We start from the raw sequence: 17,462 nt of genomic DNA on the forward strand, positions 1-17,462 counted from the left end.
CATGGAATATAAAGAACAAATGCATCCACAAAAAAGGAACAAGGAAATAGAGCAAGAAATAACTTCTAGAAATGCTGGGGATAATGGCATGTTCCTAGAAGATAATAGATCTGCAACCCCAATACAGAAAAAGACAATAGATGCTTTAGAGCATAAAAGCATGACTGCACCTATACAAAAAAAGGAAAATAATACTGGGCTTCCTGATACACTTAAGTCCGGTATTGAGAATCTTTCTGGGTATGCGATGGATGATGTAAAAGTGCATTATAATTCTAATAAACCAGCACAACTCAATGCACATGCCTATGCACAAGGCACCGATATACATCTTGGTTCTGGACAAGAACAACACTTAGCCCATGAAGCGTGGCATGTCGTACAACAAAAACAAGGAAGAGTACAACCCACTATGCAATTAAAAAGCAAGGTGAATATCAATGATGATGTGGGATTAGAAAAAGAAGCCGATGTGATGGGAGCAAAGGCATTGCAATTTCAATCAAAAGGAGGAACATCTGTGTTGCAAACCGTTACTATTTCTAAAAAAACAACACAACGATATATAGTACCTGAGGATGAGGTTGCTGGAAGTTTTACGTCACAGGTATCTAGAGATAAAGACGGGGGAGGAAGAACATTTTTAGATGATACTGGTAAAGAAGCCAAATTTGAAACAAAAGAGAAAAGCAAAGTACGTGTAGCTGTTTCAGGAAAAATGGCAATAGAAGATTCTGATAAAGGAGCTCGACAAGCAAAATTCTTTTATGCAGACGGAGACATTCTTGCGCAGGCTAATGCAGCTATGGAATCTATAGAATCTCCTATATCATTTGATATGGGATCTGCTAAGATTACAGTGCGCGATGAAAATGGATTCGAACATGTATTAGACCTTATTGTTCCTATTAAAAATGAAGGCGCTGAAGATCAGGCTACAGGAACCAATATTAGAATCCCAGAAAACTGTAATGAAGCGGCTTGTGCAATTACAAAATTGGGTGGTAGTCAGAATATGTTTAAAGGAAAATTTAACTCTGGTGAAAATGCTATTGACCCTCTTCTAGGAACTCTAGGGCATGATTTACTAGCTAGAACTGCAAGCTTTTTACCTGCATATCTCAAAGATAAAAAAGCTTCTGAAGATTCTTCTGCTGATGATGAACACATTTTAGAACCTAGTGAAGAACAAATAATGATGGATACGGCAAGAAGTCTATCTATAGAATCTAGAGATAAGATTATTGGTTATGATAAAAGTGCAGGTGGACTTGACCCTGATATGCCAGATAGAATTGCCCAACATTATTCTGAAGATTTTTTAATGCAACCTGGAAGCAAAGAAGTCATAGATCAATTAGGAATCAATGAAAGTGCTGCACCAGATGCAGGAGATGCTATGGCCATTTTTTCAATAGGAAAGGGGATGACAAATGATGGTGTGCAAAGTATGATGGATTATCGTACGGGAAATCCTATTGAAAATTTTGCTCCGTATCACTTTGCGACAGTGATTGCTAGAAGTGGTGCAGACTATATTACCATGGAAAATTATGTAAGGCAAAAAGAAGAAGCAGATGATCATGACCCAGAAGCATTAGACCCTCGTTACTTCTTTAGAATGTATGGTCCGGAAGCACAATCTTTTCATAGTGAAAATGAGAGTAGATATCCTAATGCAATGACCTTGGCTTTAAGTAAACCAATACAACAAGTTGCACAATTACAAAGTGATGCTCCGATACAATTTAGTGATGAAGAAGATACTGTTGATGAGGTTCGTGATTTGATGACTGATGGCCCAGGGAATCAAACAACAAGTTCAAAGAAGGCGAAAGAAAGTTTTGATCTAGCATCACAATTAGAAGACTTATTACTTATAACAAAAAACTCAAAAAACAACAAAACTGAAGAAAATAGAGGTTTAGATGGATTAGGTGGAGATGCTTTGTATAGAAAAAATGAAATGAAAGATTATGATTATCTAACTGTTCCCCATTACGTTGGTTTTATGAATGGAGGAAAAGAAAGAGCAGAGCAACTTGATAAAGCAAAAAAACTAAAGAATCTAACAGAAATTGTATGGAGAAATTTTGTGTTACAAAAAACAGGTGGCGGTTCCTGTGACCATATCTCAGCAGTTACATATATGAATCTTGCAGATAAAGGTAAAAAACCAGTGTTGGTAAGTTATGAACCAAAACCTGATAAAGAGTATAAGGTTACACCCCCCTCAGAAGAGTATAATAAACATCGCTCCGTATTATTACTGGAAGAGCAAAAGGATAAAGAACCACTTAGAAAAGAAGTAGACCCTTGGTTTCCTGACAATGGAAGGGTTCAAATATTTGAATCTGAAAAAGATGCAAGTAGCAAACTCAAAAATGTAAAAATAAAATGGCAATGGACGCCCGATGACCAAGAATTTATAGATGCAGTAGAGAAAGAACTAGAAGTGAGATATAAAGAATTTGGAGGAGATGAGAAATTAAAAGAATTAACTGGTAAGCCTGAAAATGTTAAATATCTATGGAAGATAGAAAGTAAGAAAAAGGATGAAGAAAAATAAAGAATAGAATCAAGAGGTTTATTATACTCTATTTCCCCTCCAATCTATTTTCAAGTGTCGGATATTAAAATTACATTTGTTTTGAAACGCACGATTCTTTATTTATGGCTGGAAATACCTACGGGACACTTTTTAAATTAACTACATTCGGAGAATCACACGGAAAAGCGATAGGAGGCATTATAGATGGTTGTCCAGCTGGTTTAACCCTAGATTTTGAAGCTATCCAACAAGAGCTTGAACGTCGCAAACCTGGACAATCAAAGATTGTTACTCAACGTAAAGAACCTGACACGGTAGATTTTTTGTCTGGAATTTTTGAAGGCCAAACTACAGGAACCCCTATAGGTTTTGAGATTGTAAATACCAATCAGAAGTCAAAAGACTATTCACACATTAAAGATACCTACCGTCCTAGTCATGCAGATTATACCTATGATCAAAAGTATGGCACACGTGATTATCGTGGTGGTGGTCGCTCTTCGGCTAGAGAGACAGCCAGTAGAGTAGTTGCAGGAGCTATTGCACAACAATTTTTAAAAGATATTACGATCCATTCCTATACGTCTTCGGTGGGAGAACTAGAGATGGATATTCCATATCAAGAGCTTGACTTTAGTAAGATTGATAGTAATGACGTGAGATGTCCTGATGACGCTTTCGCGAAAGCGTTTATAGAAAGAATAAAAGAAATCCGTAAAGAAGGAAATACCATAGGAGGTGTGATTACCTGCGTGATACAAAATGTACCTGTAGGGCTAGGAGAACCTGTATTTGATAAATTACACGCAGAGCTTGGAAAAGCGATGTTGTCTATAAATGCAGTCAAAGGGTTTGAATACGGAAGTGGTTTTGAAGGTGCAAAGATGAAAGGAAGTGATCATAATGACATCTTTAATGCCGATGGAAGTACCAAAACAAACCTAAGTGGTGGGGTACAAGGCGGCATAAGTAATGGGATGGATATCTACTTTAAAGTAGCTTTTAAACCTGTGGCGACCATTATGCAAAAACAAGAAACGATAGACTCGCAAGGGAATATTGTAGAGATGCACGGAAAAGGAAGACATGACCCTTGTGTAGTGCCAAGAGCCGTACCTATTGTAGATGCGATGGCAGCACTCGTTCTTGCCGATTTTGTGTTGAGAGATAAATCAATCAAGTTATAATGTATGAATACTTAGAAAGGATTTTCTTTTTAAGGATACTAACAACGTATATATTTAATTAAACATGTAGAAGGTGAGATGTATTTCTGCTTTCGCGAAAAGGAATAACATATGAAAAAACTAGCATTACATTGGAAGATTATTATTGGTCTATTATTAGGAATTGTATGGGCCCTACTATCTAGTTCTTTAGGATGGAGTTCATTTACAATTAATTGGATAGCACCTTTTGGAGAGATTTTTATTAATCTTCTTAAACTTATTGCTGTACCATTGGTTTTATTTTCTATTATAAACGGAGTTGCTGGTATAGGTGATCCTTCTAGTTTAGGTAGAATGGGAGGGAAGACTCTTATAGCTTACCTCGCGACGACCTTACTTGCCGTGGCCTTAGGGTTGATTCTAGTTAATGCCATGCAACCAGGAACCATGGTTGATGAAAATACTCGTATAGATAACAGAATAAGTTATGAATTATGGGCACAAGGAGAAGGTATTGCTATTAAAGATGGTGTTCATTTCTTAGAAGATGCTCAATATAAAGATCGTATTGCAGCTGTTATCGAAAGAGAAAAAAATGCAGTAATGGACCCTGCGATTGTTAAACGTTTGAAAACGGTAAAGGAAAATGAAGATGCAGGACCACTAAAACCACTTGTAGAACTTGTACCTCAAAATATTTTTAAATCACTTACAGATAATGGATTAATGTTACAAGTGATTTTCTTTGCGCTCTTTTTCGGAGTCAGTTTATTATTTATTCCTAAAAGCAAATCAGAACCAGTAATAAAGATTGTTGATAGTATGATGGAAATCTTTCTAAAGATGATAGATTTTGTGATGCAAGCAGCACCGTTTTTTGTATTTGCTTTATTAGCTGGAGTTATTAGTAAAATGGCAGGAGATGATGTTGGAAAAGTAATAGAGATTTTTAAAGGATTGTCTTGGTATTCTCTGACGGTTGTTATCGGACTTGGTTTGATGATATTCTTTGTATATCCTTTGATTATGAAATTACTAGTGCGTGTAGTTCCTTATAAAGGCTTCTTTAAAGCAATGGGACTTGCTCAAACGACCGCATTTTCTACTTCAAGTAGTGCTGCAACGCTTCCTGTAACGATGGAGTGTGTAGAGGATAACTTAGGTGTAGATAAAAAGATAACGAGCTTTGTATTACCTATTGGAGCTACCGTAAACATGGATGGTACCGTATTGTATCAAGCTATCGTAGTGGTATTCTTAGCACAATTTCATATGATAGATCTTACCTTAGGGCAACAGCTTACCATTGTACTTACAGCTACGCTGGCTTCTATAGGATCGGCAGCAGTTCCTAGTGCAGGTCTTGTGATGCTTATTGTGGTTCTAGGATCTGTAGGGTTAAATCCAGCTTGGATCGCTATTATCTTCCCAGTAGACCGTATTCTGGATATGTGTCGTACCGTGGTGAATGTAACTGGAGATGCGACCGTATCTTCTATTATTGCAAAAGGAGAAGGAATGCTACATTATGATCCATCAAAAGATCCAGATGATGCTTTTGATCCAGAAAAATAATACAATTTGAACTTACAAAACGATTCTTATACTATAACAAATGAGTATAAGAATTGTTGTATTTTATGACCCCCAAAGTCTATATGCGCATGGATACTACTTAATATTATAAAAAAAAGATTACCATGCAAAGAAATATATTACAGATTGCCTTTTTATTTTTTATTGGAGTTTCTTACGCTCAAGTTGGGATAGGAACTACAACACCTTCGGATGCCTCTATGTTGGATATAAGTCCAACACCAGATGGTGGCACTACGTTTAGAGGGCTAATGCCTCCAGTAATGACAGTAGCTCAAAGAAATTTAATACCTGTAACAGCTACAGATGTTGGGTTGCTTGTTTTTATTAATGATTCTGTAGAAGGGGTCCAGTGTTTACAGTTTTATACAGGAACTACATGGGAGTGTGCAAACAATGCTTCGGCTACAGGTTTTACAGTTTTAGCAGCCCAAGATTTTGACACAACAACTTCGTGGAATTTTACATTAACACCTACAGCTTATAATGATCCCATAACTATTGATGTTTGGGATGTGGTAAACACACTTGATGATATAACAGGTTTTACAGGTAACTTTTTAGGATGTCAAGATTTGGATAACCCTACCGCCTCAGGTGATCATACGATTGCTTTTGATAATATTGATGTTTCTACGGCCACAGCACCAAAAGTAAGTTTTGATTACGATATTTTTGAATATGATACAGGTGACAGCGTTTTTTATGAATTGTTTTATGATGATGTAAGTCAAGGAACATTTCCAATATTAACAGGGATAGTAGGAGGCATTTCTTTAAGTGGAACTACAACCTTAAACATACCAAATACAGTAACAAATGTTCGTATTTCTATAATTATTAATCAAAATGGAAATACAGATACTGCAGGATTTGATAATTTCAGAGTATTTGAATGATTTTCAAGTAAATATTTTTATTTTTTATACATAAAAACTGGAAACATATTTATTGTTTCATCATAATTAGTATATTTAATTTATCTAAATAACTGTACATGAATGTTTGCTATATAATGTATCCATGGGAAACTATGGACCCAGATAATGATACGACTCTTGCCTTAATCCATGAATGTGTAAAACGTGAGCATGGTGTTGCTATAACAACTCCAGCAAACCTTACTATTAGAGATAGTGAGACATTTGCATTTTGTAAAGCAATAAACAAAATGGAAAAAGTGCCTGGAAACTTAAAGTCGTTTCATAAGAAGGCAACTTTACGAGAAGAAATGCTTCCATTGGCAGGTTTTGACGTGATTATATTACGTAGCAATCCGCCACTAGATATGATTATGCTCAACTTCTTAGATTCTGTAAAAGACGATGTCTTTATTATGAACGATGTAGATGGTGTGCGTCGTGCTAACAATAAGTTGTATACAGCTGCCTTTGAAGATAACACAAGAGATTTTATACCACGAACCCACGTGACAAAAAATAAAGATTACTTGATCAAAATGATTCGGGAATCAGAAGAAGATAAAATGATCCTAAAACCTCTTAATGGTTTTGGAGGTTCTGGTGTTATTTTGATAGAAAAAAGAGCAATGTCAAGTATACGATCGCTTTTAGATTTTTATATAGATAATAAGGATGGATCTACAAATTATGTAATTCTTCAGGATTATATCCCTGGAGCAGATCAGGGTGATGTACGTATCTTAATTCTTAATGGCAAACCTATAGGTGCCATGAAGCGTGTTCCTGGAACTGATGATCACAGATCTAATGTATCTGCTGGTGGATCTGTACAAAAGCATACACTTACAAAGCAAGAAAAAGAATTGTGTAGACGTATAGGACCAAAACTTGTAAAAGATGGTCTTTACTTTGTAGGGATAGATGTTATAAATGGGATGCTTGTTGAGGTTAATGTGATGAGCCCTGGTGGAATTACATATATCAATAAAGTCTATAAGGTGAAGCTTCAAGAAAAAGTAATCAACTTTATAGAAGATAAAGTACTCGAACGTGTAAGCCGTATAGAACGAAGAGCAAAACTTAGAAAAACGGTAGCAGATGCTTAAACTTTCAATCACCGATATAATAGCAAGAATCGGTAGGGAAGAGCCTTTTCATGCAGTTTCTGATGATTATTCATTTACTTTAAAAATAGATAGCTATACTTATTTTTTATGCGGTGCTGTACACGATGGTCACCAGTTTAGAAAAGAATTGTGGGACAATTGTCTTCATTCGGAATATGACCGTTGGTATGAAGAAGATCCTTGTACTAGACAGATGGTACAAAGTAATCCTATGGTTATAGCAGGACTAGATAGCCGGTTTGAATATGATTTAAACAGAGCTCCAGACACAGCGATCTATGAGGACGCTTGGGGTAAAAAATTATGGGATACACCATTACCAGAAAATCAAAAACAGAAGAGTTTATCTAAACATGAGAACTTCTACAAAGTAGTACACGCATTAATTCTAAAAATGGAAGAAAAGTTTGGCGCAGCCATTGTGTATGATATGCATTCCTATAATTGGAAACGATGGGATAGACCAGTTCCTGTGGTTAACTTAGGGACAAAAAATATAGATAATGATCGTTTTTCCGCTTTCGCGAAAGCGTGGCGAGATACATTAGAAACGATTATATTGCCTCACAACATAGAAACAACGGCGGGGATTAATGACACTTTTCAAGGCAATGGTTATTTTTTAAAATACATTACAGATCATTTTGATAATACGTTGGTACTCGCGACAGAGTTTTCAAAAATTTATTGTGATGAGTATGAATATATCATCTTTCCAGAGGTAGTTACTGCTATTGAAGAACAATTAAAATTAAAACTACGTAATCACGCAACTACATTTTATAACGATTTTATCTTGAAAAATGGATTGTTACCTAACTAAATCTGTAAGATTTTTATATTTTTGACGATCTAAATTACTCTATGCATTTTCAAGCTGTTGATACAAACGCCGCCATTTTTGAAATTGATCAAAATCTTGATCGACTAGTTCATAATATAGAATTGCTTAACTATCTCAATCCGTTAAATATAGAGATAGAGAAGAAGCGCTTTTTTGCTAGTAAATACACGGTCGAACCTCAGTTTAAGTATCGTAAAATTAAATTTAGCCCTTTTAAGCTTCAGCGATTGTTCTTTAATCAACGTTTAGAACGCATAGATGATGAAGATATCCAACGACTGTATCGAGATATTATATATGAATACTCTGGATTAATAGCGTGTATAGAAACCATAGGAAAAGGAAAAAAGTTTTATTATAATAATCTCAAGGTATTTGGAACTCCAAAAGAACGTGATGTTGAGAATGCGCGTTTTATTCTTCATTTTGCAAATGAAGAAGAAGGAGATGATATGATTCCAAAATACAATGTAAATGAGGCACAAACTTATTTTGAGGAGTTTGGAAAACGATATGACTTTGATTTTAATATAAAACAAAGCAATCATATTTCGGCAGCAGCTATGGTACTTAATGCATCAGACACGATGCTTTTAAAGAAAAATCATACCTATTGTAAGAATCAAATAGAAGTACTAGCAAACCATGAGATAGGAGTACATCTTGTCACAACTCATAATGGAAAAGCACAGCCGTTAAAAATATTTTCTAATGGTTTTGTAAACAATACAGAAACACAAGAAGGTCTGGCTGTCTTTAGTGAATATATGAGTGGTAATCTTACATTAAGTCGACTTAAAGAATTAGCTCATCGCGTGATAGCAGCAGATAGTCTTATTAAAGGGTATAGTTTTGTAGATACCTTTGATTTACTTTTTAATCAATATAAAGTTCCTAAAGAAAAAGCGTGGCAAATCACGTTACGAGTGCATCGAGGTGGTGGATTTACTAAAGATTTTTTATACTTAACAGGGCTTAAGAAAGTATATGATTACTATAAAAAAGGGGAAGATCTTTCTTTATTACTTACAGGAAAAGTAACCTTAGAAAACCTTCCGGTCATAAAAAAAATGATGGATTTAGGGCTTGCAATTCCTAGTACGCATATTACAGATTCGTATACTCAAAATTTAAATGCAAATACAAAATTAGATTTTATATTAAGTAATTTGAAATAAGATAACGATACGTTCAAAAGGTATAATGAGGTGCGTATTTATCATTGCTTTATCTTTAAAGTACGTGAAATGAGTATCTATGTTCATATAAATGGAAAATTATTTTAAGAATCCTTCTTATATATTGATGAGCTTACTTATATTTCTGTTCTAGAAATATTGCTATGTTTTTTATTCGTTTTAGTATCAAGAAAATAAGTATAACCTTCTTATTTTCCATATTTGTTTTTTCTTTTTTACAAGCTCAGGATAGATCTGATTATGCACTCCTGTGGGAGATACAGCATAAAGGTGATACAAAGAAATCTTATTTGTTTGGTACGATGCACTTAAAAGATAAACGTGTTTTTGATTTTAGTGATGCATTTTTGCCTGCTCTTAAGGCAAGCGAGGTTTTTGCTTTAGAATTAAATCCGGAAACATTAGAAATGGATTTAGAAAAAATCAAGCTATTCAAGGATTTATCTTCAAAGTATAAAGAAATCTTAGATAGTGATGATTATGAAAGGCTACGACAGAAAATTAAAGATAAAACGGGCGATGATCTAGATGAATTACCAGTAAATGATCCAGATTATTTAGAATCGATTTTTAGACCAGATTTAGATAAGGAAGATGATAAAGATATATTTTTAGACTTATACTTATATCAAATTGCTGCATCTCTTGATAAAGAAATAGATGGATTAGAAGAGTTAAAAGATCAAATGACTGATTATACAACTCTTTCTGATGAAAAGGTTAAGAATACAGTATTAGAACTTATCAATTACTCTGATGAAGAGTATGTGTCTCAAATAGAGAAAATGATAGAAGTATATGTGTCTGGTGATCTTAATAAGATAGATGCTTTTATAAAATCCTATTCTGGTTATGATGCTGTTTTAGAAAAAAGGAATAAAGTGATGGTTGCAAGCATTACATCCATCATAGAGGATAAAAGTTTATTTGCAGCGATTGGAGCTGCTCATTTACCAGGTGAAACGGGAGTGATTAACCTCCTTCGAAAAGAAGGATATACAGTAAAAAAAGTTGAGAATGTATTTACAGGGTTATCTAATAATTTTGTTATAAAACCAAATCTTGATGCATGGGATTCGTATACAGATGTATTACATGGATATACCTTAAATCTACCTGCCTCTGTTCAAAAAATAGAAATAGGAGAAGAGGATGGGAAAGAAGCTTTTGTAGATTTAAAATCGGGAACTATTTTCTTTCATTTTGGATTAGATATGAGAGATAAAAGCAAGCTTCTTCAAGAACGTGCTCCAGAAAAATTTGTACAAAACCTAGTCTTAAAAGATTCTACAGCGGTATTGTCAAATAAAGAAGTAGTTCGTGAAAATGGAGTATATAAACAAATCATCATAAAAGGTCAGAGTTTAAATAAAGTAAATCATTTTGAACTTATTTCTAAAAATGGATTCTTTTATGTTTTTGGGATGGAGTATAGTAAGAGTAATCATAGCGTAATTGCTGAAAATTTCTTTAAGAATGTTACCTTTCAAATACCCACGTTAGAAAATTCTTTATGGCAACCATTTATACATAAAGAAGGTGCTTTTTCTGTAGATATGCCAGGTGATATTACTGATAATTCTAGAACAACGCCTAATCCAATTGATCCAGATGGAGATCCTTATGAGATCAATATGTACTTTGCTCAAGACATCGGAAGTGGCCATAATTATATTGTACGTTATAATAACTTTCCTTTAGGGTATTATCTTCAAAATCAAACAGAGAGTGCTGGAGAATTAGTGAGTCAGGTAGAACAATCTACAGGCGCTAAAGTATTAAGTAATAATATATCAACGCATAATGGATATACTACATATGATTTTGAAGTAAAACTACAGGGTAAATACCATTCGATAATACGATATTTCTTTAGAGATAGTAGAACATATATTCTTTTAAGTCAAAGTGTTAATGAGATCGACACAGTAAGTTTTGATAATCCTGTTTTTAATTCATTTAAGTTTGAAGAATATCAACCTAGTGATTTTAAAAGCGTAGATGATGTTGATGGAAAATATTCTTTTATTTTCCCTAATGAACTTCGATCAGAAATAGACACAGAAAGACAATATGATACCTACATTGCTGATTCAAAAACCTATTATGGATTAGATAAAAATACAGGAGGATGTTATAGTATTAATCTAAGTGATCTTAAAAAATACTTTAGGGTTAATAAAGATGAAATAGGAACTTTTTTTGATGAGTATGCAGATGCTTATAAAGAGTATGGAGATTCTATATATAAGAAGAAATCGTTTTTAGACGAAAAATACCCAGCAAAAGAATACTATATGAGGTCTGATGATACTCCTGTTTTAAAAAGACACAAATTTATACTCATGAATAATCGCTTAGTTGTTCTAAGCTCTTATTTGGGTGAAGAAGAAACAGAATCTCAAAAAGCAACACGTTTTTTTAATGGAGTAACTATGAAGAAACAAAAGGCTTTTGATGTATATACTTCAAAGGCTTCTTTGATCATGAAAGATATAAAATCTTCGGATAGTATCACTCGTTTTGAAGCAAATGGCGCTCTTGATTATTATGATTTCGAAACATCAGACAGAACTATTCTAGAAAAAGGTTTAACCCGAAAGTATATAAACGATACGACGTATTATGGAACAAAAAACTTACTAATATACAACTTAGGGCTTATCGGAAATACATCTACGATTTCTAAATTAGAATCATTTTATAACAGTGATGCCGCTAAAGAATATAATAAATCAATGACTCTAGTCGCACTTACAAAAATGAAATTAAGTGAAGCAAATGAAGTATACTTTAGACTTATAGAGACCAATCCTCCTATACGAGAAGTTGATGGTGAATATCCAATATTAGATGCTGAAGCAGATTCTATATTATCTTACAAAAAATATGGAGATCGAATCCTTAAACTTAACGATACTCCTGAATTTAGAGACCTTGTTATTTCATATTGGGTAAGAACTATACGAAAAGATTCGACTGCGATTGAATTTTTAAAGGAAAGGAAAGATCAACTTTTTAAACATTTTGAAGAAGATGTTATGTTATACACAAATACTTCTTCCAAAATACTTCCCATATATCTAAGTTACGAGGGAATTATTAATGATTACATAAACTTGTACTCTTCACTGAATATTGATACTAAAGAAACCAAAGAGGTTATAGAAAATCTATTTCATCATGTTGATAAGAGAAATTGGTATACCTACAGGTTGTATGATTACTATATTACAAATACAGATATGCCAAATCAGGCAGTAGCTTCCTCATTGTTAGAAGAATTATACTATCGTTTTGAAGCTATGCAGGTTATACTAAAATCGGGTAAAGAAGAATTAATACCTATGGAATACCTTGAACCATCCTCTTTTGCAAAATTATCTTTGTATAATGCTATAGGTGATTATCATGGATATTCGGATGAGATAACATATAATAAGACTATACCCTATAAAGGGGAAGAATATGATATATACACAGTATCCTACACAATTACTCCTGATGAAGGAGAAGTGTATACATCAAATTATCTAGGAGTTGTTAAAAAAGGAGTTATAGATGTAACGGATTTTAATTTACTGGAAGCTCATTATTCGTATGAAGTAATGTCTGAAGAGTCTCTAGATAATCAAGCAATCTCTTTATTAGATTCCATACATAAAAAATAAAGTGTTCTATTCTTCAACACGCCAATAAATAAAAGGAATTCTCATATCATCAGAATAGACAATGGCAGTCAGTGTATCATCAAAATAAGAATATGCGATATGCTTTGGAAATTCATTACTAGGATTATGCGCAGTAAAAGTATTTGCTGTTTTCTTAATAATAGCAAATGGAACTATAGGTTCTCCATCGCTTTGAATCTCAAGAGTCCAAGTCGTATCTCGTTGTATTAATTGCATATGTTCTTTCCAAATTGTATCACTATTTTGAAGTGTAAAACCTACTCCTTTGTAAAGAGATTCTTTAGTATGTTCCCAATATTCAAAGGTTACTTTTCCTTCCTGTTCATTGGTACGTTCCCAATTCCCTATGAGATAATCAAAATCTCCTTTTGGGATTTGAGTAGTTTTTTTTTGACAGGAGATAGTCAGTATTATACAACATAAAAAGAGGACAAGTAATCTCATAGAATAACATAAGTATTTGTAATACGACTAGGAACTAGACTAAAGATAGCTCATGTAAAGTTAGATATACTAATTGATACTATAAAATGATGCTTTATACTTTATATCAATAGATAGAATATTTTATATTAGCAAAAAAATAATGTGATGAGATTTTTAGTAGTAGTTATATGTTGTGTGTTTATGATATCTTGTGGAAGTGATGATAATGGAGATGATCCAGTAATATGCACTACACAAGCATTTCCAGGTTTTGAAATTCAAATAACTAATGCTAGTACTGGCACTGCACTCTCTGGAGTTACAATAACAGCAAGAGAAGGTAATACTTTTGAAGAAGTTCTAGAAGAAACAGCAACTCTAGGAACATATCAAGGAGTATTTGAACGCGAAGGCTCTTACGTCCTTGTTATAGCGCTTACTGGCTTCCAGACAATTATTACTGAGTCTATTACAGTAGGACGATTAGAAGATGTGTGTACGACACTAGATACACAAGAATTATCTTTTTCTTTGACAGAACTATAATACTATATTTAGGAAACAGATTTCTTATACATCGTAAAAAATAAGAACGGTAGAAATCCAAAGCCAAATATAATAGCCGTTGCGCCTAATAATATATCTGCTCCTTGTAGATGGAATATTTTAAAAAGCACTGTTATTCCAGCAATAATTGCAGCTATAGCTCCTAAGACTATTTTTAATCGTTCTGAGAGTGTTTTAGAAATAGCCACTTTATAGCGATCTAAGGCAACTAAAGGAATAAACACTAAGAATAGTGTAATAATTCCTATTGTAAAAAGAATATCCGCTCCAGGATACCAAAATAATTTAAAAGCAATACCAGCTGTTAAAGAAAGAGCCCCAAGAAAACCAATTGAATACATTAATTTTTTCATAATAAGAATACGTTTAGAGTTTAATAAAAATATAGTTTGGTGTTGTATGTCTTTTAGTCCATTAGGAGCAATATCTATGATTGCTTCTTGTAGGAGTTGATCAAATTCTTTTTCTTTTCCAAGTTGACTCTCTACCACACAACACAAATGATCTATAATATCATCTTGTAAAGAAGGTAATTGTATTCCTTGTTTTTTAACAAGGGCTTTTATAGTATCCTCTTGTTTAGATGTTAACTTCATAAAGGACTAAGTTGATTGAAAATGATTTTATCAAGTGTCTTCATAAAATCTTTGAGTTCTTCGATGTGAAATATTTTAGCCTTTTCTCCTTCTGGAGTTAAATAATAATATTTGCGTACACGTTTACCGATATATACTTCTTCAAAAGAGATAAGTCCATCCCTGTTCATTTTTTGCAAAGCAGGATATAATGACCCATCTTTCAATAAAATTTTTTCATCAGACCGTTCTTTTACAAGTTTAAAAATTTCATATCCATACATCCTACTATGATCAGATAGAAGTTTTAAGATAATGACCGATAGAGTTCCTTTTAAAAGTTCTTTAGAATACATAGTTCAAATATACATAAAAATACAATACATCACAAATCTATGTATTATATTTATAAATATTTAATTACTTGTTTTCTTAAACAGAGGTTATTTTATATTCTTACTTTCTGTAATGTTAAAAGTTTAAAAATGAAATTTGGGCATATGATTCTTGTTGTCATTTAACACTAATCACTCTTGTTTTTGACATGGTATCATGCCATCCTCTAGCGTCATCATTTAAAAATGAAAATGCATCAAAAGGGATAAACCTACATAAGGAACGCAATACAATAGCATTAAAAGTTACTTTCTCTCCATTTTCAGCAACTACTTTGGTACGTGTAATAAACTTAGCCATAGTGCGTCCAGAAAACCCTTCAAGAGCAGTATAATATATAAAGCTGATTAGGAAGCTTATCAAGTACAATATGAAATCACTTATACTTCCCATAAAATTTTCTACAGAGGAATTTGTTACTAGAATAATCACAGCTATGAGCATATAAAATAGAATATTAAGAACTATAATGAATAGAAAATCAAGAATATAATTTGCAAGTCGTACTCCCTTACCTACTGTTTTTTGAGCGAGTTCTTTTTGGGCATCTTCTTTTACTTTTTTCTCTTTTAGATAAGAATCTTCCTCTAGAAACTCACATTGATCTTGGAATGTTGCTATACTATTTGTTAATCCACAAATAATTCCTTGATTGGGGTCATATTTTTGATTTTTACATATTTTACAGGATTGTAAGTGTTCTTCTCTAGTCATAACAGTATATTAATCACTTACAATATAGTATATTATATATCGAATTTACGAATCAATTTTTCTGTAAATATACCTGTTAAAAACTCCTATATTTTGTGGTTTAGAATTTTGAATTACTGATGTTAAAATTGGTATTTTTGCCTATGCAAAACAACGTCCTTATTTTAGACTTCGGGTCTCAGTATACACAGTTAATTGCACGTCGCGTACGTGAGCTTAACATCTATTCAGAAATCAAGCCTTATAATAATCCTCCTAAGGATTTATCAAAATATAAAGCAGTAATTTTATCAGGATCGCCACATTCTGTACGAGGAGAAAATCCGCCACATCCGGATCTTTCTGAAATTAAAGGAAAGAAACCACTTTTAGGAGTATGTTATGGAGCTCAATATATAGCGCATTTTCATGGAGGAGAAGTAGGACAATCTAATACCCGTGAGTATGGTAGAGCAAATCTATCTATGGTAAAAGACGGTGAAGTCTTTTTAGAAGGAGTTTCTAATGATAGTCAAGTATGGATGAGTCATAGTGATACGATAAAACAACTTCCAGAAGGAGCAGTACGTATTGCATCTACACATGATGTAGAGAATGCAGGGTATCGTATAGAAGGAGAAGATACGTATGCTATCCAGTTTCATCCAGAAGTATATCACTCTACAGATGGGAAAAAATTACTAGAAAATTTCTTAGTAAAAATCGCTGGCATTGCCCAGACATGGACGCCTGACGCGTTTGTAGAAACTACAGTAGCAGACCTAAAATCAAAAATAGGTGATGATCGCGTGATCCTTGGACTCTCCGGTGGCGTAGATAGTACAGTGGCAGCAACATTATTACATAAAGCTATTGGAAAAAACCTACACTGTATTTTTGTGAATAATGGTTTGCTTCGCAAGAATGAGTATACAGATGTACTTAAGCAATATGAAGGCTTAGGTCTTAATGTAAAGGGAGTAGATGCTTCGGCACGCTTCTTGGATGCACTAGAAGGAGAAAGTGATCCAGAGACCAAACGTAAGGCAATAGGACGTGTATTTGTAGAAGTTTTTGATGATGAAAGTAAATTGGTAGAAAATGCAACTTGGCTAGCACAAGGAACGATCTATCCAGATGTTATAGAATCTGTAAGTGCTACAGGAGGACCAAGTGCAACGATAAAATCGCATCATAATGTAGGAGGTTTACCTGACTATATGAAGTTACAAGTGGTAGAACCATTACGTATGATTTTTAAAGATGAAGTGCGTAGAGTTGGAGCAAGTATGGGATTATCGGCACAATTACTCGGTAGACACCCATTTCCAGGTCCAGGACTTGCTATACGTATTCTTGGAGATGTCTCTAGAGAAAAAGTACGTATATTACAAGAGGTAGACCATATTTTTATAAGCGGTCTTCGAGAATGGAGACTCTATGACAAAGTGTGGCAAGCAGGAGCTATGTTGCTTCCTGTAAACTCAGTAGGAGTAATGGGAGATGAACGTACCTATGAAAAATGTGTAGCATTACGTGCTGTAGAGAGTACAGATGGAATGACGGCAGATTGGGTAGATTTACCATATGAGTTTTTGCAGAAAGTGTCAAATGATATAATAAACAAAGTAAAAGGCGTTAATAGAGTAGTATACGACATCAGTTCTAAACCGCCAGCCACTATAGAGTGGGAATAAACCAAAA

14 protein-coding genes are annotated in these 17,462 nt (G+C 33.7%); 10 read left to right on the forward strand and 4 right to left on the reverse strand.

Annotated features, from left to right (window positions below; all coding sequences use genetic code 11):
* The first annotated feature begins 1 nt into the window (after nt 1).
* From ABJD27_RS04975 to ABJD27_RS05010, 8 genes are all read left to right on the forward strand, one after another.
* Nucleotides 2–2,569, forward strand: coding sequence for a DUF4157 domain-containing protein (locus tag ABJD27_RS04975; protein WP_348167390.1), 2,568 nt, complete (start codon nt 2–4; stop codon nt 2,567–2,569).
* A 104-nt stretch (nt 2,570–2,673) separates the two neighbouring features.
* Nucleotides 2,674–3,738, forward strand: a complete 1,065-nt coding sequence (gene aroC, locus ABJD27_RS04980; protein WP_348167387.1) for a chorismate synthase — start codon at nt 2,674–2,676, stop codon at nt 3,736–3,738.
* 111 nt (nt 3,739–3,849) lie between these two features.
* On the forward strand, nt 3,850–5,295 hold the full coding sequence (locus ABJD27_RS04985) for a dicarboxylate/amino acid:cation symporter (protein WP_348167384.1): 1,446 nt from the start codon (nt 3,850–3,852) through the stop codon (nt 5,293–5,295).
* 125 nt (nt 5,296–5,420) lie between these two features.
* Entirely contained in the window at nt 5,421–6,215 is a 795-nt protein-coding gene (locus tag ABJD27_RS04990) for a hypothetical protein (RefSeq protein ID WP_348167381.1), read from the forward strand.
* A gap of 98 nt (nt 6,216–6,313) precedes the next feature.
* Complete coding sequence (gene gshB / locus ABJD27_RS04995) at nt 6,314–7,345, forward strand: glutathione synthase (protein WP_348167378.1); 1,032 nt, start codon at nt 6,314–6,316, stop codon at nt 7,343–7,345.
* Entirely contained in the window at nt 7,338–8,189 is an 852-nt protein-coding gene (locus ABJD27_RS05000; protein ID WP_348167375.1) for an N-formylglutamate amidohydrolase, read from the forward strand. The genes gshB and ABJD27_RS05000 overlap by 8 nt, the downstream gene beginning before the upstream one ends.
* 41 nt (nt 8,190–8,230) lie before the next feature.
* The gene (locus tag ABJD27_RS05005) at nt 8,231–9,388 is read left to right on the forward strand and encodes a flavohemoglobin expression-modulating QEGLA motif protein (RefSeq protein ID WP_348167372.1); all 1,158 of its coding nucleotides are present in this window, start codon (nt 8,231–8,233) and stop codon (nt 9,386–9,388) included.
* A 164-nt stretch (nt 9,389–9,552) separates the two neighbouring features.
* Complete coding sequence (locus ABJD27_RS05010; protein ID WP_348167369.1) at nt 9,553–13,080, forward strand: TraB/GumN family protein; 3,528 nt, start codon at nt 9,553–9,555, stop codon at nt 13,078–13,080.
* A gap of 6 nt (nt 13,081–13,086) precedes the next feature.
* Here ABJD27_RS05010 and ABJD27_RS05015 read toward each other — a convergent pair whose 3' ends face one another.
* Nucleotides 13,087–13,545, reverse strand: coding sequence for a hypothetical protein (locus ABJD27_RS05015; protein ID WP_348167366.1), 459 nt, complete (start codon nt 13,543–13,545; stop codon nt 13,087–13,089).
* A 147-nt stretch (nt 13,546–13,692) separates the two neighbouring features.
* Between ABJD27_RS05015 and ABJD27_RS05020 the strand changes: the two genes are divergently transcribed.
* Nucleotides 13,693–14,073: a hypothetical protein gene (locus ABJD27_RS05020; RefSeq protein WP_348167364.1), complete on the forward strand. Its 381-nt coding sequence runs from the start codon at nt 13,693–13,695 to the stop codon at nt 14,071–14,073.
* Between the two features lie 8 nt (nt 14,074–14,081).
* Here the strand turns inward: ABJD27_RS05020 and ABJD27_RS05025 are convergent, their stop codons facing one another.
* From ABJD27_RS05025 to ABJD27_RS05035, 3 genes are all read right to left on the reverse strand, one after another.
* On the reverse strand, nt 14,082–14,690 hold the full coding sequence (locus tag ABJD27_RS05025) for a hypothetical protein (protein ID WP_348167361.1): 609 nt from the start codon (nt 14,688–14,690) through the stop codon (nt 14,082–14,084).
* Nucleotides 14,687–15,025, reverse strand: a complete 339-nt coding sequence (locus tag ABJD27_RS05030) for a helix-turn-helix transcriptional regulator (protein ID WP_348167357.1) — start codon at nt 15,023–15,025, stop codon at nt 14,687–14,689. Before ABJD27_RS05030 ends, ABJD27_RS05025 begins: the two co-directional genes overlap by 4 nt.
* A 157-nt stretch (nt 15,026–15,182) precedes the next feature.
* On the reverse strand, nt 15,183–15,779 hold the full coding sequence (locus ABJD27_RS05035) for an RDD family protein (protein ID WP_348167354.1): 597 nt from the start codon (nt 15,777–15,779) through the stop codon (nt 15,183–15,185).
* Between the two features lie 143 nt (nt 15,780–15,922).
* Between ABJD27_RS05035 and guaA the strand changes: the two genes are divergently transcribed.
* On the forward strand, nt 15,923–17,455 hold the full coding sequence (guaA, locus tag ABJD27_RS05040) for a glutamine-hydrolyzing GMP synthase (protein WP_348167351.1): 1,533 nt from the start codon (nt 15,923–15,925) through the stop codon (nt 17,453–17,455).
* The last annotated feature ends 7 nt before the right edge of the window (nt 17,456–17,462 follow it).

The sequence above is a fragment of the Dokdonia sp. genome (assembly GCF_039945015.1).
Taxonomy (GTDB): Bacteria; Bacteroidota; Bacteroidia; order Flavobacteriales; family Flavobacteriaceae; genus Dokdonia.

Coding starts and splice junctions, on each gene's coding strand:
- ABJD27_RS04990 (WP_348167381.1), top strand. CDS start 5,421: ATGCAAAGAAATATATTACAGATTGCCTTTTTATTTTTTATTGGAGTT.
- ABJD27_RS05010 (WP_348167369.1), top strand. CDS start 9,553: ATGTTTTTTATTCGTTTTAGTATCAAGAAAATAAGTATAACCTTCTTA.
- ABJD27_RS04975 (WP_348167390.1), top strand. CDS start 2: ATGGAATATAAAGAACAAATGCATCCACAAAAAAGGAACAAGGAAATA.
- ABJD27_RS04985 (WP_348167384.1), top strand. CDS start 3,850: ATGAAAAAACTAGCATTACATTGGAAGATTATTATTGGTCTATTATTA.
- ABJD27_RS05020 (WP_348167364.1), top strand. CDS start 13,693: ATGAGATTTTTAGTAGTAGTTATATGTTGTGTGTTTATGATATCTTGT.
- aroC (WP_348167387.1), top strand. CDS start 2,674: ATGGCTGGAAATACCTACGGGACACTTTTTAAATTAACTACATTCGGA.
- gshB (WP_348167378.1), top strand. CDS start 6,314: ATGAATGTTTGCTATATAATGTATCCATGGGAAACTATGGACCCAGAT.
- ABJD27_RS05030 (WP_348167357.1), bottom strand. CDS start 15,025: ATGTATTCTAAAGAACTTTTAAAAGGAACTCTATCGGTCATTATCTTA.
- ABJD27_RS05025 (WP_348167361.1), bottom strand. CDS start 14,690: ATGAAGTTAACATCTAAACAAGAGGATACTATAAAAGCCCTTGTTAAA.
- ABJD27_RS05015 (WP_348167366.1), bottom strand. CDS start 13,545: ATGAGATTACTTGTCCTCTTTTTATGTTGTATAATACTGACTATCTCC.
- ABJD27_RS05005 (WP_348167372.1), top strand. CDS start 8,231: ATGCATTTTCAAGCTGTTGATACAAACGCCGCCATTTTTGAAATTGAT.
- ABJD27_RS05000 (WP_348167375.1), top strand. CDS start 7,338: ATGCTTAAACTTTCAATCACCGATATAATAGCAAGAATCGGTAGGGAA.
- guaA (WP_348167351.1), top strand. CDS start 15,923: ATGCAAAACAACGTCCTTATTTTAGACTTCGGGTCTCAGTATACACAG.
- ABJD27_RS05035 (WP_348167354.1), bottom strand. CDS start 15,779: ATGACTAGAGAAGAACACTTACAATCCTGTAAAATATGTAAAAATCAA.